Source organism: Mycobacterium sp. NGS19 (assembly GCF_059813155.1).
Map to the genome: position 1 here is coordinate 479,764 of NZ_JCALEB010000003.1, position 21,873 is coordinate 501,636.

At 68.4% G+C, this 21,873-nt stretch carries 18 protein-coding genes; 6 read left to right on the forward strand and 12 right to left on the reverse strand.

Annotated elements, in window-relative coordinates; genetic code table 11:
* Positions 1–72: 72 nt before the first annotated feature.
* Positions 73–459: a DoxX family protein gene (locus AC5Y4N_RS12180; protein WP_499907796.1), complete on the forward strand. Its 387-nt coding sequence runs from the start codon at positions 73–75 to the stop codon at positions 457–459.
* On the opposite strand, the gene AC5Y4N_RS12185 is transcribed toward AC5Y4N_RS12180, so the two are convergent.
* Positions 426–3,701, reverse strand: a complete 3,276-nt coding sequence (locus tag AC5Y4N_RS12185; RefSeq protein WP_499907795.1) for an ATP-dependent helicase — start codon at positions 3,699–3,701, stop codon at positions 426–428. The two genes, AC5Y4N_RS12180 and AC5Y4N_RS12185, sit on opposite strands and share 34 nt — an antisense overlap.
* Entirely contained in the window at positions 3,698–6,784 is a 3,087-nt protein-coding gene (locus AC5Y4N_RS12190) for an ATP-dependent helicase (protein WP_499907794.1), read from the reverse strand. The genes AC5Y4N_RS12185 and AC5Y4N_RS12190 overlap by 4 nt, the downstream gene beginning before the upstream one ends.
* Positions 6,785–6,837: 53 nt before the next feature.
* Between AC5Y4N_RS12190 and AC5Y4N_RS12195 the strand changes: the two genes are divergently transcribed.
* The gene (locus AC5Y4N_RS12195) at positions 6,838–7,614 is read left to right on the forward strand and encodes an alpha/beta fold hydrolase (protein WP_499907793.1); all 777 of its coding nucleotides are present in this window, start codon (positions 6,838–6,840) and stop codon (positions 7,612–7,614) included.
* Entirely contained in the window at positions 7,611–7,907 is a 297-nt protein-coding gene (locus tag AC5Y4N_RS12200; RefSeq protein WP_499907792.1) for an MGMT family protein, read from the forward strand. The genes AC5Y4N_RS12195 and AC5Y4N_RS12200 overlap by 4 nt, the downstream gene beginning before the upstream one ends.
* On the opposite strand, the gene AC5Y4N_RS12205 is transcribed toward AC5Y4N_RS12200, so the two are convergent.
* The 8 genes from AC5Y4N_RS12205 to AC5Y4N_RS12240 form a co-directional block, all read right to left on the reverse strand.
* Positions 7,881–8,609, reverse strand: a complete 729-nt coding sequence (locus tag AC5Y4N_RS12205; protein WP_499907791.1) for a sirohydrochlorin chelatase — start codon at positions 8,607–8,609, stop codon at positions 7,881–7,883. The genes AC5Y4N_RS12200 and AC5Y4N_RS12205 overlap by 27 nt on opposite strands.
* Positions 8,603–9,748 carry a uroporphyrinogen-III synthase gene (locus AC5Y4N_RS12210; protein WP_499907790.1) on the reverse strand — a complete coding sequence of 382 codons (1,146 nt, stop codon included), beginning with the start codon at positions 9,746–9,748 and terminating at the stop codon, positions 8,603–8,605. The genes AC5Y4N_RS12205 and AC5Y4N_RS12210 overlap by 7 nt, the downstream gene beginning before the upstream one ends.
* Positions 9,720–10,091 carry a nitrite reductase small subunit NirD gene (gene nirD, locus AC5Y4N_RS12215; protein WP_499907789.1) on the reverse strand — a complete coding sequence of 124 codons (372 nt, stop codon included), beginning with the start codon at positions 10,089–10,091 and terminating at the stop codon, positions 9,720–9,722. Before nirD ends, AC5Y4N_RS12210 begins: the two co-directional genes overlap by 29 nt.
* Before the next feature lie 63 nt (positions 10,092–10,154).
* The gene (nirB, locus tag AC5Y4N_RS12220; protein ID WP_499907788.1) at positions 10,155–12,662 is read right to left on the reverse strand and encodes a nitrite reductase large subunit NirB; all 2,508 of its coding nucleotides are present in this window, start codon (positions 12,660–12,662) and stop codon (positions 10,155–10,157) included.
* Positions 12,659–14,134, reverse strand: a complete 1,476-nt coding sequence (locus AC5Y4N_RS12225) for a nitrate/nitrite transporter (protein ID WP_499908065.1) — start codon at positions 14,132–14,134, stop codon at positions 12,659–12,661. Before AC5Y4N_RS12225 ends, nirB begins: the two co-directional genes overlap by 4 nt.
* 48 nt (positions 14,135–14,182) lie before the next feature.
* Entirely contained in the window at positions 14,183–15,037 is an 855-nt protein-coding gene (locus tag AC5Y4N_RS12230; protein ID WP_499907787.1) for a TIGR02569 family protein, read from the reverse strand.
* Positions 15,038–15,179: 142 nt separating this feature from the next.
* Entirely contained in the window at positions 15,180–16,358 is a 1,179-nt protein-coding gene (gene moeZ / locus AC5Y4N_RS12235; protein ID WP_499907786.1) for an adenylyltransferase/sulfurtransferase MoeZ, read from the reverse strand.
* A 180-nt stretch (positions 16,359–16,538) separates the two neighbouring features.
* Positions 16,539–17,564 carry a DUF3152 domain-containing protein gene (locus AC5Y4N_RS12240; protein ID WP_499907785.1) on the reverse strand — a complete coding sequence of 342 codons (1,026 nt, stop codon included), beginning with the start codon at positions 17,562–17,564 and terminating at the stop codon, positions 16,539–16,541.
* 102 nt (positions 17,565–17,666) lie between these two features.
* On the opposite strand from AC5Y4N_RS12240, the gene fasR reads away from it, so the two are divergent.
* Positions 17,667–18,353, forward strand: a complete 687-nt coding sequence (gene fasR, locus AC5Y4N_RS12245; protein ID WP_499907784.1) for an HTH-type transcriptional activator FasR — start codon at positions 17,667–17,669, stop codon at positions 18,351–18,353.
* A gap of 31 nt (positions 18,354–18,384) precedes the next feature.
* Here the strand turns inward: fasR and AC5Y4N_RS12250 are convergent, their stop codons facing one another.
* A complete protein-coding gene (locus tag AC5Y4N_RS12250; RefSeq protein WP_499907783.1) occupies positions 18,385–18,612 on the reverse strand; it encodes a DUF3107 domain-containing protein in 228 nt (75 codons plus the stop codon).
* Between the two features lie 179 nt (positions 18,613–18,791).
* Between AC5Y4N_RS12250 and AC5Y4N_RS12255 the strand changes: the two genes are divergently transcribed.
* Entirely contained in the window at positions 18,792–19,436 is a 645-nt protein-coding gene (locus tag AC5Y4N_RS12255; protein WP_499907782.1) for an MmpS family transport accessory protein, read from the forward strand.
* A 5-nt stretch (positions 19,437–19,441) separates the two neighbouring features.
* Here the strand turns inward: AC5Y4N_RS12255 and AC5Y4N_RS12260 are convergent, their stop codons facing one another.
* Entirely contained in the window at positions 19,442–20,146 is a 705-nt protein-coding gene (locus AC5Y4N_RS12260) for a ferritin-like fold-containing protein (RefSeq protein WP_499907781.1), read from the reverse strand.
* A gap of 220 nt (positions 20,147–20,366) precedes the next feature.
* Between AC5Y4N_RS12260 and AC5Y4N_RS12265 the strand changes: the two genes are divergently transcribed.
* Positions 20,367–21,869, forward strand: a complete 1,503-nt coding sequence (locus tag AC5Y4N_RS12265; RefSeq protein ID WP_499907780.1) for a DEAD/DEAH box helicase — start codon at positions 20,367–20,369, stop codon at positions 21,867–21,869.
* Positions 21,870–21,873 lie beyond the last annotated feature (4 nt).

Below are 21,873 nucleotides of genomic sequence, written 5' to 3' on the forward strand. Positions count from 1 at the left end.
TTACTGCTGGCCACGCTGACCCGTCATGATTCGGTTCCCGTCTGGGCCGGTCCGCACGGGCACAATGCTCTCATGACACGGACCGACGACAACCCTGCCGCCACGCGTGCGACGCGGATGGGCTCGATGCTGCTCGGCATGGGCACCCTGCACTTCGTTGCGCCGAAACCGTTCGACTCGATCGTGCCGGCCGAGCTGCCCGGCTCGGCCCGGTTCTACACCTACGCCTCGGGGATGGCGGAGTTGGCGACGGGCGCGCTGCTGCTGGTGCCCCGCACGCGCAGGGCGGGCGGGCTGGTGGCCGCAGCGCTGTTCGTGTCGGTGTTTCCCGCCAACGTCAACATGGTCCGGCTCTGTTGGAGCAAGCCGTGGCCGATGCGGGCGGTGGCGATCGCCCGGCTGCCGCTGCAGATTCCGATGATCGTTCAGGCGCTCAAAGTCTGGCGTTCGCCGTCGTGAGCTTGCACCAGAATCGCGTTGAGCTCCGCGGCCCCGGGCAGGGTGTCGGGGCGGACGGTGCGGCCCGAGCGCACGTAATGGAACGCGGCGCGCACTCGGTGTTGCGGGCAGCCGCGTAACGCCGCCCGCGCCAACCGGTAAACCGCCAGCTGCACGGCTGCCTGCGCAAGCTCGGCCTCGGTGCTCGGCGGCTCGCCGGTCTTCCAATCCACCACGGTCTCTGTTCCGTCGGCATCGGCGAACACCGCGTCGATGCGGCCGCGCACGACGGTCTGACCGACGGTCATCTCGAACGGCACTTCGACATCGAGCGGTGAGCGCGACGCCCACGGCGACGCGATGAACGCGTCCTGCAGCTCGGTCAGCTTCTCCGCATCGGCTGCTGCAGCGTCGACCGCACCAGGTAGGTCGTCGAGGTCGAAAAGCCGCTCGGCGCCGTAGAAACGCTGCACCCATTCGTGGAAAGCAGTGCCCAGCAATGCATTCGGATCGGGCCGCTTGGGCAGCCGGCGAAGCAACTGCTGGGCCGCAGTGACCGGGTCGCGGCCCATCTCGACGAGGCTGCTCACGGAGATTTCGGGGGGCAGGACGGCTTTCGGCGGCGCTTCGATGCGGGCTCGCTCGGCGAGCAGCGCGTCCACATCGGCCGCCCACCCCTCCGGGTCGGTGCTGGATTCCGTCGGTGTGTCGATAGCCGCGGACACCAGCGCGGCACCGCGTTCGACGTCTGCGCGTCGGCCTCCGAGAGGGTCGGCGGGCCAGACGGCCTCGATCACAGCCTGGCGCAATGGATTTGGGTCGCCGTCGGCCGGGGACGGCGCCCAGTGTTCGATCACGCCGCACGGCTCGCCGTCGGCTGCGGACTTCTCAATGATGTCTTTGAGCTCGGTGAGGAACTCCGACGGTCCGGCAGGCTTGGCGGCCGACGGGCCCCAGTGGTAGCCGGACAACAGCAGGGTGTCCTCCGCGCGGGTGATCGCCACGTACAGTAGTCGGCGTTCTTCGTCGACCCGGCGCTGCTCGAGTTGGCGGCGATGCGCATTGATGGTGTCCGACAGCTGCTTTCGATTGGTCACGGCGCCCGTATCGAGGACCGGCACGCCGAGCACGCCGTCGGCCGAGCGGTCGCCGCGCAGCAGCGGCGGCAGATCCGCGGCGTCGGTCAGCCAGGTACGCGCGGAGGCCGTCGACGGAAAGACGCGTGCGCTGAGATGCGGGACCGCCACGATCTGCCATTCGAGCCCTTTGGCGGCATGCACAGTCATCACCTGCACGCGGTCACGAGAAACTGCGACATCGGCTGGCGCCAAACCGCTTTCAACGGCCGCGGCGGCGTCGAGGTAGGACAGGAGCCCGGGCACCGACGCGTTGGGCCGGTCGGCGTAGTCGGCGACCACGTCGGCGAACGCGTCAAGATGCTCGCTGCCCGACCAGCCGGCGTCGACGCTGCGCGCTGCCCTGGCTTCGACGTCGACACCGAGCGTCCGGCGGACCTCAGCGACGAGATCGGGCAGCGGGTAGTCGAGTTTGCTTCGTAACGCGGTCAGTTCGCGGCCGAGTGCGACGACGCGTCGATAGCCTTCCGGCGAGTAGCCGTGCGGCGGGCCGGGGTCGCAGATCGCGTCGGCGAGGCAGGCGGTGTCCGCATCCGGCGCGGCCTGTGCGACGAGCTGGTCGAGTGACACCGGCGCAGCCTGACCGTCGAGCTCTGTAGCTCGGCGCCACAGCGCCGCGATGTCTTTACCGCCGAGCCGCCAGCGCGGACCCGTCAGCACGTGCATGGCCGCCGGGCCGGCGGCGGGATCGGCAACCAGCCGCAGCATCGCGACGACGTCGGCAACCTCAGACACGCCGAGCAACCCGCCCAGTCCCACCACCTCGACGGGCACGCCGCGTGCGGTGAGGGCCTCGGCCATCGGGGCGGCGTCGGCGTTGCGCCGTACCAGCACTGCGGCCGTGGGAGGCTGGGCCGCAACCGCTTTCGCTCCGTGATAGCGGGCGGCGAGGTGCTCGGCCACCCAGTTACGTTCGGCGTGCACAGTGTCCAACAGTGCACACCGAACCGTGCCGGCAGGCGCGTCCGGGCGCGCCCGCAGTGTGCGTACCGCCACCGAACGGCGCCGCGCGTCGGCCGACACCGCATTGGCCAGATGCAGTGTCCGCGGTGGATTGCGCCAGCTGGTGCGCAGTTCCAATGTGGGCGCCGGCGTGCCGTCGGCGCGCGGGAAGTCCGTGGCGAACCGCGGCAGGTTGGTGGCCGACGCGCCGCGCCAGCCGTAGATCGACTGGATCGGATCACCCACGGCAGTCAGGGCGAGGTCGTCGTCGACCCCTGTGCCGAACAATGACGACAACGCGATGCGCTGGGCGTGACCCGTGTCTTGGTATTCGTCGAGCAGCACGACGCGAAACCGGCGCCGCAACTGCTCGCCGACTTCGGGATGTGCCACCGCGAGCCGTGCGGCAGCAGCCATCTGCTGGCCGAAGTCCATAACCTTCTCGGCGCGCATGCGAGCGTGCAACGCATCGACGAGCGGCACGAGTTGGGTGCGTTCGTGCTGCACGGCGAGCATGCGCAACAGCCATTGGCTGGGACCGCGGTCACGTTGGTAAGACCCTGCCGGCAGCGTGTGCACGAGCCGTTCGAGTTCGACGTGCGTGTCGCGCAGCTGGTCGGTGTCGACGAGGTGTTCGGCCAGCGCCGAGGACAGTCTGAGCACCATCGAGGTGACCGCGGCCGGGGCCTTGTCGGTGTCGAGGTCGCCCGGATAGTCGCAGACGACCCGAAAGGCCAACTGCCACAACTCCGTTTCACTGATCAGCCGGGTATCGGGTTCGAGCGGGAGCAGCAACCCGTGGTCGCGCAGCAGGGCGCCGGCGAAGGCGTGGTAGGTGCTGACGGTCGGCGGCTCCGCGTCCGCGGCGGCTCGCGTGCGTGCGACCGGTGTCCCCACTGCCAGACCCGCGCCCGCCAGGCGCGACAGCCGTGAGCGGACCCTGCGCAGCAGTTGCGCGGCGGCCTTGCGGGTGAACGTCAACCCCAGCACCTGACCGGGGTCGGCGAAGCCGTTGGCGACCAGCCACACCACGCGCGCGGCCATGGTTTCGGTTTTGCCGGCGCCGGCGCCGGCGATCACCACCAGGGGGCCGGGCGGCGCGGCGATGACCGCGGCCTGCTCGTCGGTAGGTGTCGGCAAGCCCAGTGCTTGTGCGAGTTCGGCAGGGCTGTGCTGCGGCGTCATCCGATCCGTCCTCCGTTCGCGGGCGATGCGCCCAGGGCCGGGCAGCTGGAGCGGACGGGACAGTGGCCGCAGCTGTCGTTGACTCGGGCGAGAAATGTGGGGCCGGTGGTTGCAGCCGCCGCTTGGTGCACGGCGCGTCGCCACTGCTGCTGCGTGTCCGGGGTCAGCGGGTCCTGGTCGCGTTCGACGACGCCCGGTTTGCCGAGGTAAACGAGCCTGCCGCCGCCGGGCTGACCCTCTGCTGGCATGAGGCCTTCGGCGACCGCGAGCTGGTATGTCGCCAGCTGCGGATGCCGTTGGGCGTCGTCCTTGCAAACGGCGCGTTTTGCGGTCTTGATGTCGACGATCACCAGCCGGCCGGCCGCATCGTGCTCCAGGCGGTCGATGCGGCCGCGCACCCGGACGTCGGGCAGGTCCGGGTGCGGGCTGGCCAGCACGCCGTCGACCTCGACTTCGGTGGCGACGACCGTCAACTCGCGTCGGCTCTGTGCGCGCCACTGGCAAAAGGCCGACAGCATCGCGCGGTGGCGAGCGAGCTCGTTGCGGGAATGCCACTGCGACTCGAATGGCACAGCATCCCAGATGTTCTCGAGCTCGCTGACGAGTTGCGCCTCGGACTTGCCCTCGGCGGCGATCAGCGTGTGCACCACAGAGCCGAGCACCGACCGCGCGTCGTGGCTGTTGGCGCCGCCGTGACGCTCCAGCAGCCACCGTAGCGGGCAGTCGGTGAGCGTCTGGACGGTCGACGGCGACACGGTGACGGGGTGGCCGTCGGGGTCGACGACCGGTTGATCAGTGCTGACGGATGTCCGCCCGTACCAGGTCGACGGGTCGGCACCTGGCACCCCGGCGGCGGCGAGCCGCGCCAATTGGGTTGCGGCGTAACGCCGGCGCCCATGGTCCACTGTGCCCTCGGGTGCGCAGACCACCGCACGTAACCTGCCCACGAGCGCCGCCGGTGCGAGCAATCGGGGAGCGATGGCGGCCAGTTGGTCGTCGACGTCGACGAGTTGCTCGAGTTCGTCGACGAACGTCGACGGCACGCTGGCGTCGTCACCGTCGCTGTCGACGGCCGTGATCAGCAGCCGCCTCCGCGCCCGGCCCAGCGCGGATATCAGCAGGCGACGCTCGTCCGCCAGCACCGGCGCCCGGGCCGACGCCGTGCCGGCGACACCATCGAGGACGTCGAGGAGTTGCTGCGTGCGCAGGACACCGCCACGCGGAATAGCGTTGGGCCACAAGCCTTCCTGAAGGCCTGCGATCACCACGAATTCCCACTCACGCCCCAGGGCCGCGTGTGCGCTGACGATTGCGACGCTCTCGGGCTCACTGAGCGGTTCCCGCTCCGGAGGAGCAAGTGCCAACGTGTTGACGTGGTCGACGAGCCCCCGCACCGTCGCGCCCGGGGTGTTGGCGACGTAGCCGTCGGCGATGTCGAAAAGTGTGGTGACAGCGTCGAGGTCGCGGTCAGCCTGCGCTGCCGTGGTGCCGCCGCGTGTTCTGGCTTGCAACCATCGTCTCTGCAGGCCTGACCGGCTCCATGCCTGCCAGAGCGCGTAGCGAGGATCCTGCCCAGCGGCACGGGATGCGGCGTCCACGACGCCCCGTACCCGGCGCAGCGCCGGCGCATATGCCGCGGGCAGGTGTGCCGGATCACCAGTCAGAGCGTCGGCCAGCAGTTCCTCGAATCGCGTTGAGCTGACATGGATTTCGTGACGGCGCAAGCAGCGTCTCAATGCCCGCAGCGACACCGGGTCGATTCGGCCGATCGGGCCGGTGACCAGCGCAAGCGCCTGCTCGCCGGTGAGCCCGTCGACAGCTGCGCTCAGTGCAGTGAGCAACGCACGTACTGCGGGGTGATCAGCTGGTGACGTGGTGGGCGCCGGGGGACGCACCGGCACACCGGCCGCGGCGAGCGCACGGGCCAGCACCGACGCCGCATGCGGCAACGACCGCACGATCACCGCCATCTGTGACCACGGCATGCCGTCGACCAGGTGTGCGCGCCGAAGGGCATCGGCGATCACCGCCGCCTCGGCATGCGCCGACGGCGCCAGCCGCACCCCGACCGACCCGGGATCGTCGCCGCTCCCCTCGATCACGCGGGCCGGCGCGCTGCCAGGCAACCGGGCCGCGATCGCGCTCACCGCGCGGGCGATCGCGGGTGCACAGCGGTACGACTGCGTCAGCGTCACGGTCTGGCCGTCCTCGCCGGAAAGCAGCGCCGGATCTGCGCCGCGGAAGCCGAATACGGTCTGGTTGGGGTCTCCCGCGACAACGGTCACCGCCGCGCCTTGCGCGATGACACGCACCAACCGCGCGGCTTGCGGATCGAGGTGCTGCGCATCGTCGACAAGCAGCACGCGGATCCGGCTGCGTTCGGCGGCCAACAGGCCCGGGTCGGTGGCCAACGCCTCTAGTGCGGCGCCGACGAGCTCAGCCGCCCCGAGTGCCGGAACCGTGGCGTGCGGTGCGGCCCGGCCCGCTGCGGCCCGCAGCAGCATGACCTGCTCGTACTGCTGGGCGAACTGCCCGGCCGCCACCCACTCCGGGCGCCCCGAGGCCTTTCCGAGCCGCTGCAGCTGCGGTCCGTCGACACCTCGTTCGGCGCAGCGTGCCAACAGGTCTCGCAGTTCGGTGGCGAATCCCGCGGTGGTGAGCGCGGGCCGCAGCGGCTCGGGCCACGCCACCATGGCGTCTGGCCCGTCGGCGAGGTCACCGGCCAGCAGTTCTCGGATGATGCCGTCCTGTTCGGTGCCGGTGACCAGGCGTGGCGGCGGGTCACCGGCGCGTTGTGCGGCCAGCCGCAGGATCGCGAATGCGTAGGAATGCAGCGTGCGCACCAGCGGCTCCCGGATCACCATGGGCCCCTGCCCCGTCAGCGCCGCGGCCAGCGCGCGACGCGCCCTGATGGCCGCCCGCGCCGTAGGGCACAGCAGCAGAACGGATTCGGGTTCCAGGCCGGACGCGATGTGCTGGGCCGCGGCGTCGACAAGCCGGCTGGTCTTCCCCGTGCCAGGACCGCCGACGAGGCGAACGAGGCCCCGGGTTTCGGGGTGGATGATCGGCTGCGGTGAGGCCATGTCGGCATGACACCACGGGGGTCTGACAAGTTGCGGTTTGGCAGGATCGAGCCATGTCTGATCTGCACGTCTACCGATACGGACCCGACGGGCCGATCAGGGTGCTGGCGATCCACGGGCTGACCGGACACGGCAAGCGCTGGCAGAGGTTGGCCACCCAGCACCTCGCCGACGTCACCGTCGCCGCGCCGGACCTGTTGGGGCACGGGCGCTCGTCGTGGAACGCGCCGTGGACCATCGACGCGAACGTCGACGCACTGGCAGCCGTGCTCGATGCCGACGGCGGCCATCCGGTGGTGGCGGTCGGGCATTCGTTCGGCGGGGCGATCGCACTGAGCCTGGCTGCACAGCGGCCCGATCTGATCGACGCGCTGGTGCTGCTCGACCCCGCGGCCGGTCTCGATGGCGGCCGCATGCGCCAAATCGCCGACGAGATGCTGGCATCCCCCGACTACGCCGACCGCGATGAGGCCCGCGCCGACAAGCTGTCCGGATCGTGGCACGAGGTCCCCCCGGAGGACCTCGAAGCCGAGCTGGACGAGCACCTGGTGCCCTGGCCCGGTGGCCGGGTGGGGTGGCGGATCAGCCTACCGGCGATGATGTCCTACTGGAGTGAGCTGGCCCGGCCAGTTGTCTTGCCCCGCAGTGGTATTCCGACGACGCTGATGCGTGCCACCAAGACGCAGCCACCGTATGTCACAGACGCGCTGGTGCACGGGTTGCACGACAGCCTCGGCCGTGACTTCACCCTCGTCGACGTGGACTGCGACCACATGCTGCCGCTGGCCCGGCCCGGCGACACCGCGGCGGCAGTGCGGCACCGGCTATGACGGCTGTCAGCGATGCCGACGTCGAACGGGTACGCGCGCTGGTCTCGGCCATACCGCCGGGAAAGGTGGCGACATACGGCGACATCGCCAGTGCTGCAGGGCTTTCCAGTCCACGAATTGTCGGCTGGATCATGCGCACCGATTCCGCTGACCTACCGTGGCACCGCGTGATCCGCGCCGACGGCCGTCCCGCACCGCACCTGCGGACCCGGCAACTGGCGTCGCTGCGCGCCGAAGGAGTGCTGGCCGTCGACGGCAGAGTGCCGCTACGCGACGTCCGCCACACGTTCTGACTGCACCGTCGAGACCCGCGCCAGCGCGGCGTTCGATAGTGCGATACCGTCGCGGCATTCGAAGCGGGCCGCCACGAGGTCGACGAGTGCGGGGTGCAAACCCAGCGGGGCGGTCACCGCGGTCGCGCCACAGTCGGCCAGCCGATCGTGAAAGAGGCCAGGGGCCAACAGATACGACGCGACGAACACTCTGCGTCGCCCCGCGGCCCTCAGCTCATTGACGACGTCACCCACCCGTGGTGCGCCCGTGGCCACGAAGCCGATCGCTACTCGGCCGACGTGGTGCTCCAATAACTTTGCAGCACAGCGCAAGTCGCGATCAGCTCGGGGGTCTGACGATCCGGCGGCTGCCATCACGACCGCATCGCCAGGATGCCAACCCGCCTCGCGCAGGCGGTCACGCATCACAACCGCCAGCGCGGGGTCGGGCCCGATCGGCGGCCGCACCGACACGCCGGTACAACCACTTTCGGCAACCCGCGCAGGCAGGTCGGTGTGGACGTGATAGCCGCCCGCCAGAAACGCGGGAACGACGATCGCGGGACCTCGGCTGAGCGCAAGCACCTCAGCGGGATTCGGTCCGAGCACGTCGACGAACGCGGTGTGCACCGCGCCGACACGGCGTGCTACCGCGGCACTCAGCTCGAAGATCGACTGCACACCGGCGCTGCTGCGGGTGCCGTGCGCGACGAGGATCAGCATTCGGCCGGATCGATCGCCAGCCGGTAGCCGCGCTTGACGACGGTCTGGATTGCACCCGGCGCACCGAGTGCCGAACGCAGCCGGGCCATCGCGGTTTCCACTGCGTGCGTGTCTGCTCCGCCGCCGGGCAGCTGGGCGAGCAACTGCTCGCGCGACACCACCAATCCAGGATTGGCCATCAGCCGGCGCAACAATGTCATTGCGGCAGGCGGCAGAGTTCGGATTTCGCCGTCGACAGCGACTGTCGAGCTGCGCACGCTGATGCGATGACCGCCTGCCGTGAAATGGGAAGCACGCCTTGGTACTTCGTCGCTGATGAGCCGAGCGAGCGCGCCCAGGCGATAGCGTTGCGGGTAGGTTGCCGGCACTCCGAGCCGGCGCAGGGGCGCGGCGGTGACCGGGCCGACGCAGATCGCTGCGACGTGCTCGCGCAGCGCCTCGACGAGCTCGCTCACGCATCCAAGGGCCTTGGCTCGCTGCAACATCGACGCAGCCGCAGGCGCACTGGTGAAGCTCACGGCGTCCACGTCGGCGTTGATGATCATGCCGATCAGCTGGTCCATCGGACGGCTGTCCTCCGGTGATTCCCAGCGGTAGACGGGTACTTTCACGACGTCTGCACCCGCCATGGTCAGCGCATCGCAGATGTCGGCGTTGGGTTCCCACTCCGACGCTGCGCCGTGTAACTGCACCGCGACGCGCAATCCGGCGGCGCCGTCGGCGAGCAGCCGGTCGAGAACCTCAGCTGACGCCTCCGAGTCCGGGCTCCACTCCTCACACAGGCCGGCTTGACGAACAGCGCCGCGCGCCTTCGGCCCGCGCGCGAGGATGCGTGTCGAGCCGAGCGCTTCAGCAAGCTCGTCCGCCACGTCCCAGCCGTGCGCGGCCTCGATCCACCCGCGGAACCCGATGCCCGTCGTCACCACGACGACATCGGGTGGTTGCGCGATGAGAAGCTCTGTGACGCGGCGTAATTCGGTGTCGTCGATCAGCGGTATGATCCGGATCGCCGGTGCATGTACGACCGTCGCGCCGCGGCGCTCGAGAAGGGTGATGAGCTCTTCGGATCGTCGCGCCGCGGTCACGCCGATCGTGAACCCTCTCAGCGGTTCATTCGCAGGCGATTTCAACGATTCCATCAGTCACTCGCACGTCGTAGACCTTCAGCGCGCGCGACTCGTCATCGAGGCAGCGTCCATCCCGAAGAGAGAAAACTTGTTTGAGCAGAGGCGACGCCACCGTCGGCTCACCATGCCGATCGCCGGTGATGCCGCGCGACATCACCGCGGCCCGGCCGAACGGGTCGATGTTGCTGACTGCTGCCAATGTGCCGTCGGCCAGCAAAAACAATGCCGCTTGTTGCCCGTCGGCAAGCAACACCGCGACACCCCGGCCGGGCAGTAGCTCATCGAGGCGGCAGGCCGCGGTCCACGTGCGGGTGGTTAGGTCGGCGGTCCGGGGGCCGTCAACGAGAACGGTCATGAGTGCCCACTCCTTGCTGAAGTTGTTGTGAACCCATTGCAGTCAAGTCGTGTTTCGAAGCCATTAACTCGACCTTTCGCGCGTGTCACCGAATCGCGGTGTGCCCAACAACACAGGCACCTTGCGCGGGCCGCTGTCGTCGAAGACGACGGTCGGATCGGCTTGGTCGGGTGCGTTGACGAACGACACGAACCTCGACAGTTTTGCGGGATCGGCCAGTACACCGGCCCATTCGTCGGAATAGCCGGCGACATGGCGCGCCATCGCGGCCTCGAGATCGGCGGCGATTCCGAGCGAGTCCTCGCACACGACGGCGCGGATGTGATCGAGGCCACCATCGATCGTTTCCTGCCAGACGGCGGTGCGCTGCAGCCGGTCGGCCGTGCGGATGTAGAACATCAGATAGCGGTCGATGTAGCGGACCAGCGTCTCCGAGTCCAGATCGCCGGCGAGCAGCTGTGCATGCTTCGGAGTGGCGCCGCCGTTGCCGCCGACGTAGAGGTTCCAACCCTTTTCGGTCGCGATGACGCCGACGTCCTTGCTGCGTGCCTCTGCGCATTCCCGTTGGCAGCCCGACACGCCCATCTTGATCTTGTGCGGCGAGCGCAGCCCGCGGTACCGCAGCTCCAGTTCGACGGCCATGGCCACGGAGTCCTGCACGCCGTAGCGGCACCACGTCGAACCCACACAGCTCTTCACCGTCCGCAGGGCTTTGCCGTACGCGTGGCCGGATTCCATGCCGGCGTCGATGAGCCGTTTCCAAATCGCCGGAAGTTGTTCGACGCGAGCGCCGAACAGGTCGATGCGCTGGCCACCGGTGATCTTCGTATACAAGCCGAAATCGCGGGCCACCTCGCCGATGGCGATCAATTTTTCCGGGGTGATCTCGCCCCCCGGCAGACGCGGCACCACCGAATAGGTGCCGTTGCGCTGCAAATTGGCCAGGAAGTGGTCGTTGGTGTCCTGTAACGCGGCGGCCTCGCCGTCGAGGATGTGGTCCGACGACGTCGACGCGAGGATCGACGCAACCACCGGTTTGCAGATGTCGCAACCGGTTCCGCTGCCGTACTTGGCGATCAGCGCGGAGAACGTGCGAATGCCGGTAGCGGCGACGATCTGGAACAGCTCCGCGCGGGATTGACTGAAGTGTTCGCACAACGCCTTGGACTGTTCGACACCCTGTGCCTCCAACAGCCGCTTGAGCATCGGAACACAGCTGCCGCACGATGTCCCAGCCGCGGTGCAGCTCTTGATGGCGGGCACATCGCAGGCGCCCTCTGAAATCGCCGAGCAGATAGCACCTTTGGTGACCGCGTTGCACGAGCAGATCTGCGCCTCGTCGGGCAGCGCGCCCACTCCGACCTCGGCGCCGGCCGGGGCAATCAGCGACGCCGGGTCGGCGGGCAGTGGGCGCCCGACGAGCGGACGCAGCGTGCCGTATGCGGTCGCGTCGCCGACCAGGATGCCACCCAATAGCGTCGAAGCATCGTCAGAGACAACGAGTTTCGCGTAGGTCCCTTTTGTCGGATCGTTGAGCACCACTTCCAGCGCGCCGTCAGTGGTGGCGTGCGCGTCACCGAAGCTGGCCACGTCGACACCGAGGAGCTTGAGCTTGGTCGACATGTCCGCGCCGGGGAACTCCGCGGTGCCGCCCAGCAGCCGGTCGGCCACCACCTCGGCGGTGGCGTATCCCGGTGCCACCAAGCCGTAGCAGCGGCCTTCGATCGCCGCGACCTCGCCGACCGCGTAGATGAACGGATCACTTGTGCGACAGGTGATATCGGTCAACACTCCACCGCGTTCGGCGATGGCCAGTCCGCATGAGCGGGCCAGTTCGTCGCGGGGGCGGATACCGGCGGCGAAGATCAGCAGCCCGGCATCGATCACCGAACCGTCTGACAGCGCGGCCGTCAGCCCGTCGTCGCGCGGTTCGATCGCGGTGGTGGAAACACCGGTGTGTACTGTCAGGCCCAGCTTCGTCACCAGACCGGCAAGCACAGCGCCACCGCCGTCGTCGACCTGTGCCGGCATCAGTCGGTTACCGAACTCGACGACATGCGGCCTCATGCCCAGCAGGCGCAAGGCATTTGCGGCCTCCAAACCCAGCAGCCCGCCGCCGACGACCACACCGTCAGCGCCCGGGGTCACCGCCGCGCGGATCGCGTCGAGATCGTCGAGGGTGCGGTAGACGAAGCAACGCTGGCTGTCGCCGCCGGGCACGGGAGGCACAAACGGATACGAACCGGTGGCCAGCACCAGCGCGTCGTAGCCGAGCTCGTCACCGGTCGACGTGGTGACCACCTGTGCGTGGCGATCGATCGAAACCGCCCGCGTCCCGGTGCGCAGGTCGACGAATTCGTCGCTGCCGTAATCGCTTCCGGGAAGGGCGAGTGCGGCGCGATCCCAGGTGCCAACGTATGACGACAGCGCTACCCGGTCATAGGCGGGCGTGGGTTCCTCGCAGAGCACCGTGATCCGCCAGCGCCGGTCGGCGTCGCGGTCGCGCAACGCTTCGACGAACCGGTGGCCCACCATGCCGTGGCCCACCACCACAACGTGTTTCGTGGTCATGCCGGCACCACCTCCGGTGTCGCGAGCGAGGAAACAGTGGCGGGACGGCGCACGTAGGCCAACCACGTGATCGTCGCGCACACCACGTAGCAGGCCAGAAAAATCCAGAACGCCATCGTCGCCGAGTGCGCCGCGGACAGATAGGAGGCCCGTAACACGAGGTTGATGCCCACCCCGCCGAGTGCGCCGATGGCGCCGGCGATACCGATCAGCGCGCCGGACATGCTCCGCGACCATGCAGTCTTTTCTGCCGCGCTCAGGTCGTCGCGGCTTTGGGCCTTCGCGGCGAAGATCGACGGAATCATCTTGTATACCGAGCCGTTGCCGATCCCGGACAGTAAAAACAGCGCCACGAACCCGATCACGTAGGCGGTCATGATGCCGCCGGAAGGCGCACCGGGTGTGGCGTCGTCCAGCCGTCCGGCGACCACCAGCCAGCCCGCCGCAGCGATCATCGCCACGAACGTGTACAGCGTCACCTTGCCACCACCGATCCGGTCGGACAGCCAGCCGCCGGGCGGCCGCGACAACGAGCCCAGAAGCGGCCCGATGAAGGCGATTTGAGCGGCGTGCAGCGACGCCTGGGCGGTCATCGCGGCGGTGGCCGGGCCGCCGTGAGCGAGGCTGGCCAAGAAGTTCATCTGCAGCACCTGGCCGAACGCGAATGAAAATCCGATGAACGACCCGAACGTTCCGATGTAGAGCAGTGCGATCAGCCAGGAGTCGCGGAATGCCATCACTTCGACCATCGAGCGCACATTGGTCTTCTGGTGCTTGAGGTTGTCCATGAACAACGCCGCACCCACTGCCGCGAACGCGATCAGCACCAGATACACCGCGCACACCCAGTGCGGGGACCGGTTACCGACGGTCGCGATGACCAACAGGCCGACCACCTGGATCACCGGGACACCGATGTTGCCGCCGCCCGCGTTGAGGCCCAGCGCCCAGCCCTTATGCCGCTGTGGGTAGAACGCGTTGATGTTGGTCATCGACGAGGCGAAATTGCCGCCACCGACGCCCGCGAGTGCCGCCACCAGCATGAAGGTGGTGTACGACGTGCCGGGGTGCGCCATGAAATACAGGGTCATCAGCGTCGGGATCAACAACAGCGACGCGGAGAAGACCGTCCAATTGCGGCCGCCGAAGCGGGTAACGGCGAACGTGTACGGGATGCGCATGATCGCACCCACCAGCGTGGGGACCGCGACGAGGAAGAACTTGCCCGCGGGGTCGATGTGGTAGACGGCCTGGGGCATGAACAGCACCATCACCGACCAGATGGACCACACCGAGAAGCCGACGTGCTCGGCGATGACGGACCAGATCAGGTTGCGGCGGGCGATTCTCGCGCCGCCGTTGTTCCAGGCGTCGAGGTCTTCGGGGTCCCAGTTGTCGATGTCGTGTCTGCGTGTCCGGGTGAGCATGCGGCCACGGTAGGAAAACCGTGTTGCGGCAACGCTGCAGGCGATGACCTGCTTGATACATCCTTCTCACATGCCCGCGGCCGGGCCGGTGAGCTAGAGGATCAGCCGGACCAGCGCGGCGGTTCGGGCCAAACCGGGAAATGCGGCCGCCGTGGAGCGCGGGTGCAGAGCATGTACGGCAAGACGAAACATCAACGCGCGCAACAACATTTGCGGCCATTCCGGTAGCGACGCCCACCGCTCGATGAGTCCGTCGTCGGCGTCGCCCCAGGACAGCGCGTCCACCACGGCCACGCCCGCCGCCCACGACGCGGGTCGCCAGTACGGCGTGATGTCGGTGATGCCGGGAGCGGCAGTGCCTGCGAAAAGCACTGTGCCGTAAAGATCGCCGTGAACCAGCTGACTGGGACTCTTCGTCGGCTTACGCAGCCCGGCGAGTTGGTTGATCAAGTCGAGCGAACGCTGCCCGTCCGGAGATCCGGGTGACACCCGGGCACCTGACGGCCAGGAGTGCAGGGGGCGCTCCTCCCACGCGGCACGGTCCGCGGCGACGAACACGTCGACGTCGCCCCACGGCGCCACCGGCGGCTGCGTCAGAAACCGCGGCCGTTCCAGCTTCGCGGTGGCCTCGTGCAGGCGCACCCCGGCCGACACCACCTCGTCGTGCCGCGGCTCCGGGGTTCCGGCGACGAAAGTGTCGGCGCGCCAGCCGGATACGACGTAGCGGCCGTCGGTGGAGCGCACCGGCCGGGCCAGCCGCACGCCGTCGACGAACAACGTTTCACGCACCTTCGCCGACCAGGCGGCACGGGCGTGGTCGGCGATCATCGACAGCACGACCTCGCCGCAGCGGAAACCGCCTTCCCACCCGGCCCCCAGCGGTACCGGACGAAATCCGCTCAGCCCGAACGCCGCCTGCACATGCTCCGGCGGACGCTCGACGATCATGGCGTCAGGTTACCTGCGCAAACGACTGCGGCCCGCGGGTGACCGAGCCGTGTCGGACGCGTCGTTACGCCGTTGAGACTGCGCGGAGATCGTGATGTGCGCCGGTTTCGCGATCTGCACGCAGCATCGAGGAGAACGGTCGTCAGTACATCACCATGTCGGGTTCGAGCTGACGTGCCCAGGCCACGATGCCGCCCTGCAGATGTTTTGCGTCGGCGAAGCCGGCCTTCTTCACCGCGGCCAGTGCCTCCGCGGAACGCACGCCGGTCTTGCAGTACAACACCGGCATCCGGTCCTGCGGCAGCATGGCCAGGCCCTCGCCCGACTCGATCGTCGACTTGGGTACCAACTGTGCGCCGTCGATGTGGTTGATGTCCCACTCGACCGGCTCGCGCACGTCGATCAGCGCCACTTTCTTGCCCGAGTCCAACAGCTCACGCAGTTCGCGGGGCGTCAGCGACGAGTCCGCAGTGGCCTGGGCGGCGTCTTCGGAAACCACACCGCAGAAGTCCTCGTAGTCGATCAGCTCGGTGATCTTGACGGTCTCGGGATCCTTGCGGATCTTGATCGTGCGATAGCTCATCTCGAGAGCGTCGTAGACCATCAGCCGACCGAGCAGCGGTTCACCGATTCCGGTGATCAGCTTGATGGCCTCAGTGCCCATCACCGACGCGATCGACGCACACAAAATCCCCAGCACCCCACCTTCAGCGCACGACGGCACCATGCCCGGCGGCGGAGGTTCGGGATACAGGTCGCGGTAGTTCAGGCCGAGGCCGTTGGGCGCGTCCTCCCAGAACACCGACACCTGGCCCTCGAAGCGGTAGATCGAACCCCAGACGTAGGGCTTGCCGGCCAGCACGGCGGCGTCGTTGACCAAATACCGGGTGGCGAAGTTGTCGGTGCCGTCGAGGATGAGGTCGTACTGCTCGAACAGCTCCACCGCGTTGGACGGCTCGAGCCGGAACTCGTGGAGGCGGACGTCGACGAGAGGGTTGATCTCGTGGATCGAGTCGCGGGCGCTTTGGGCTTTGGACCGGCCGATGTCGGACTGGCCGTGGATGATCTGGCGCTGCAGGTTGGATTCGTCGACGACGTCGAAGTCGACGATCCCCAGGGTGCCCACGCCTGCGGCTGCCAGATACAGCAGCGCGGGCGAACCCAGGCCACCGGCCCCGATCACCAGCACGCGCGCGTTCTTCAGGCGTTTCTGCCCCGCGACGCCGAGGTCGGGAATGATGAGATGACGGCTGTAGCGCGCGACCTCGTCACGGGTCAGCTCGGCCGCGGGCTCCACCAGCGGCGGCAGGGTTGTCGACACCCGAGTTCTCCTTGATCAGCGGTTCCACCCACAGAATAGGCACCCCGAGCAACGACGAATGCCGGTCAGAGCTTCCCGGCGACGAACCCGTGCGCACGGTCGTCGGGCGCCGGCGTGCGTCGTCGTACAGAGAACTCGGCGTGTCGGTGCACAGACGCGCACGCTGGCCCAGGCGAGGGGTCAGGCGATCGGGTACGGCCACGGGTTGAAGCGGCACACCTTGCCGTCGGGCTTGACGGTGTCGGGGTCGAACTTGGCGGCGTCGTTGTCGTCGGTGGAGAACGTCTGCTGCATCATCACCGGGGCCAGCCCGCCGTTGTCGGCGCACGGCTCGTGGTGCTGATAGCCGATCGCGTGGCCCACCTCGTGGTTGATCAGGTACTGCCGGTACGAGCCGATGTCGCCCTGGAACGGCACCGCGCCCCGCACCCAGCGCGCCTCGTTGATGAACACCCGATGCTGCGTGTCAGCGCCGTACGCCGGGTTGTAGCAGGACGCCTCCAGCGGAATCTCGTACCCGCAACCCTCCCGGGTGGTCATCGGCGACGTCAGCGACACCCGGAAGTCGGGCTTGCCGGGCGCCGAAGCGTCGACCCGGCGAAACCCGAACTGGGGATTGTGCGTCCAGCTCTTAGGGTTGGCCAGTGTCTGGCTGACCATCCGGGCGAAGCCTTCGTCACCGCCGTACGTGGCGGTGTCGAGGCCGTCTTCCACCTCTACGGTGTAGGTGAACACCTTGGTGGTGCCCTGACCGACCTGTTGCTCGACGCCGGGTACGACGTGCCACGTCTTGGCCCCCGCCTCGGTGTAGGGGCCGCCGTCCGGCAGGACACCAGTGGGCAGGCTTGCGTCGAATTGGGTGAGCCCCTTCGGTGGTGCGCCGACGATCGCGGTGCCGACGGGGCTGATGGTCTGCGCCGGACCCTCACGCGGCGGCGCGGCCGACTTGTTGTCGCCGTCGAGCACCTGCACGATCGCCAGCACCGTCACCACCGCGAGCACCGGCAGCGCATACGCCCGCCAGCCATACGTCGACACGAACCGGCCCAGCCACGTTCGCTTGCGCCAGCGTTGTCTGCCATCGCGATTCGACCGGATCCGCCCGTAGTCGGCCCCCACCGGGTCGCGCTGGGCCCGCAACGGCTCCCGCCACTCGTTGCGCAGCACCGGCACGCGACCGCCACGGCGCCCCGGGTCGTAGGTCACGAAACACAGAATGTCACAGCCCAAGCAGGTGGCACTTCCGCCGCACCGCAGGCGGCGGTAGTAGTGTCAGACTCCTGAACCAGCGGTCGAATGAGGATGGGGATGAGCGAACTCGCCAACACCGCCGAAAGGCGCGGGAACGCGTTCGCCACAGGCGACGACGTCACCGGAAACGCCCATAGCGGCAACCGGCGCGGCAACCGGCTCCCCCGCGACGAACGCCGCGGTCAGTTACTTGCCGCTGCCAGTGAGGTTTTCGTCGACCGCGGCTTCCACGCGGCGGGCATGGACGAGATCGCCGACCGAGCCGGGGTCAGCAAACCTGTTCTGTATCAACATTTTTCGAGCAAACTCGAACTGTACCTGGCGGTGCTGGAGCGCCACGTCGACAAGCTGGTATCGGGCGTGCGGCAGGCCCTGCGCACCACGACCGACAACCGCCAGCGGTTGCGCGCAGCGGTGCAGGCGTTCTTCGACTTCATCGAGCACGACGGCCAGGGCTACCGGCTGATCTTCGAAAACGACTACGTCACCGAGCCGCAAGTGGCCGCACAGGTGCGGGTCGCCACCGAAAGCTGCACCGATGCCGTGGCCGACCTGATCAGCCGCGACTCCGGATTGGAAGCTCATCGCGCCCGGATGATCGCGGTGGGGCTGGTGGGCATCAGCGTGGACTGCGCCCGGTATTGGGTGGGCGCCGACCGGCCGATCTCCAAAGAGGACGCCGTCGAAGGGACCGTTCAGTTCGCCTGGGGCGGGCTGTCACACGTGCCGCTGACGCGCTCCTGAGTAGCGGCTTGCCGCGCGTTCACGCAAGCGCTCAAGCGCCGCCAAAGCCCACCCGGCGCACGTCGGCGATCCCAATCTCCACATAAGACACCTTCGACGTCTGCACCAGCACTTTGCGGCCGCGCTCGTCGGTCAGCTCGAGCACCGGCGAACCGCTCTCCAACGCGGCGCGGACTTGCTCCTCGACCTCCGCGGGCGTCTGCGAGCTGTTGAGCACGAGCTCGCGCGGGCTTTCCGCAATGCCGATCTTGACCTCCACGCTGCACCCTTTCGTCGCTCTCCGTTCCCGACAGCAGGCTAGTTGAACCCTTCGGCGGTATGCGAAGACGGCATCAACCTGTAACCGGACGTGTACCGCAAGCGCGTCGAAGGGCCGGCGTCCGTCACTACCATCGGGCCGATCCAGCGCCAAGGCCGACGGGGAAGAACACGCACGCGATGACTTGGGACACGACGACGAAGCAGCTCGACGAGCGCGCCGGCGATGTCGACGAGATCGTGTACTACGAGGATTCGTCGCGGTGGCGCTGGGCGGGCGTGTTGGCCGTCGTGGTGGTGGTGCTGGCGGTGATCGGCGCGATCGGGATCGTGCGCGGCGGTGACACCGCGTCCACGTCGGCAACGATCCAGCCGTCGCGCACACCGGCGGCTCCGTCGGCGGCCGCACCGTCGCCGACGCCGCCCCCGATGACGACGACGCCACCGCGGGCCTCGGCGCCGCCCACCACCTCGCTACCCCGAGAGACTTTCACCACGCTGACACCGACGGCCGCCTCCACGGCGACGCCGACCCCTGCCGTCCCGCAGACCGATCCGCGCACCATCACCTACACCGTGTCGGGCACGCGTCAGCCCGGCGACATCGTCACGGTCACTTATCTCGACGAAACAGGCCTTCCCCGAACGGAATTCAACGTCACGCTGCCCTGGACGAAGACGGTCGTCTCGGGGGGCAACATGTTGCTGAACTCGGTGACCGCCGTGAGCGTCGCCAGCCACCTCAACTGTGCGATCGCCGACGCCAACGGCCAGACCATCGCGGCGCAGGACTACAACACGATTGCGGCGACCTGCAACCGCTGAGCCAGCTAGGCCAGGCCCAGTTCGGCCATCCGCTCGGCGTGCGTGCGCTGCAACCGCTCGAAGAACGTGGTGATCTCGCCCAATCCGCCGGTACCCGACACCACCAGGTCGGCCAGGTCGTCGTGCTCGGCCAACACGTACTGCGCCTGCGTGATCGCCTCGCCGAGCAGCCGGCGCGCCCACAGCGTGAGCCGGTTGCGCTGCTTGCCGCTGGCCGCCACTGCGGCGCGCACCTCGGCCACCACGAACTGTGAATGCTCGGTCTCGGCGAGCACGCCGCGTACCACGTCCGCGACCTCGTCTGGCAGCACGTCGGCGATCTCGCGGTAGAAGTCGGCGGCCAGGGCGTCGCCGATGTAGGTCTTGACCAATGCCTCCAGCCACGTGCTGGGCGTGGTCAGCCGGTGATAGTTCTCCAACGCGGACACGTACCGCGTCATCGCCTGCTCGACGTCGATTCCACGGGCCGCCAACGCGTCGCGAAGCAACTCGTAGTGGCGCATCTCGGCGGCCGCCATGCTGGCCATCGCGATCCGGCCGCGCAGGCTCGGCGACATCCGGGCTTCGTCGGTGAGCCGGTAGAACGCGGCGACCTCGCCGTAGGCCAGCAGCGCAAACAGCTTGTCGACGCCCGGATGGTCGGCGGGAATTCGCGACGCGGGCCGGTCGGCGAGCTGTTCGGCGGCAGCGGCGGGCTGCGTGAAACTCATGGCCGACAGCCTAGCCCGGTATGATGGCAGCAGGCGGCCGCGTAAGCCGCCGCTCCGATATGTGCGTGCACGCAGTTGGCCCGCCTTCCGATAAGCGCAGGGCCATCGGAGTCGGCACCGATTTGGTGCCGGCCAGACGTGAACATTCGAACTCGTGCGCGCGTGGCGACAACGATTGCCGGCCCCGCTGGCGCGGAGAACGAATGACACGAAAGGCCACATGACCGCCCTCAACCCCACATTTGCCAAGCTCGGCGTTCGCGACGAAATCGTGCGCGCACTGGCCGAGAACGGAATCGAACACCCTTTTGCCATCCAAGAACTGACGCTGCCGCTGGCGCTGGCCGGCGAGGATCTGATCGGCCAGGCGCGCACCGGCATGGGCAAGACGTTCGCCTTCGGTGTACCGCTGTTGCACCGAATCACCACCGACGACGAACGCCCGCTTGCCGGAGCGCCCCGCGCGCTGGTCGTGGTGCCCACCCGCGAGTTGTGCCTGCAGGTCTTCGGCGACCTGTCCAGCGCCGCCAAATACCTGACGGCCGAGAACGGTAGGCCACTGTCGGTGGTGTCCATCTACGGCGGCCGCCCGTACGAACCGCAGATCGAGGCGCTGCAGAAGGGGGCCGACGTCGTCGTCGGTACTCCCGGCCGCCTCCTGGACCTGGCACAACAGGGCCATCTTCAGCTGGGCGGGCTCTCGGTGCTGGTCCTCGACGAGGCTGACGAGATGCTGGACCTGGGCTTCTTGCCCGACATCGAGCGCATCTTGCGGCAGATTCCCGACAACCGGCAGGCGATGCTCTTCTCGGCGACCATGCCGGACCCGATCATCACCCTGGCCCGCACGTTCATGAACCGGCCCACCCACATCCGCGCCGAGGCGCCGCACTCCTCCGCCGTGCACGCCACCACCGAGCAGTTCGTCTACCGTGCGCACGCGCTGGACAAGCTCGAGCTGGTCAGCCGCATCCTGCAGGCCCGCGGTCGCGGCGCGACGATGATCTTCACCCGTACCAAGCGCACCGCGCAGAAGGTGGCCGACGAGCTCGCCGAGCGCGGCTTCAAGGTGGGCGCGGTGCACGGCGACCTCGGCCAGATCGCCCGCGAGAAGGCGTTGAAGGCGTTTCGCGGTGGCGACATCGACGTGCTGGTGGCCACCGACGTGGCCGCGCGCGGCATCGACATCGACGACGTCACCCACGTCATCAACTACCAGTGCCCTGAAGACGAGCAGGCATACGTGCACCGCATCGGCCGCACCGGCCGGGCCGGTAAAGCCGGCGTCGCGGTCACGCTGGTGGACTGGGACGAGCTGGCCCGCTGGTCGCTGATCGACAAGGCCCTCGACCTGGGCTGTCCCGATCCGCCGGAGACTTACTCCAACTCGCCGCATCTGTACTCCGAACTGGACATCCCCACCGACGCCGGTGGCCGCGTGGGTCCCGCGAAGAAAGCCGCAGCTTCGGGCGGACGATCGAATGGCTCATCGCCGCGGCGCAACGGCGACGAGCAGCCTGCCCGCCGAAGCCGCTCGCGGCGACGCACCCGCGCGGGTGAACCGGTCACCGGCCACGTCGAAGCCCAAGCCGACACGGCAGAGGCCGACCAGCAGACCGCTGAGTCCGGTTCCGCCGGTCGGCGGCGTCGGCGGCGGCGTCGTCCGCGGCAAGCCGTGTCCTCAGGCGCAACCGCCAGCGGCGCGTCGCCATCTGCCGGCTGATCCA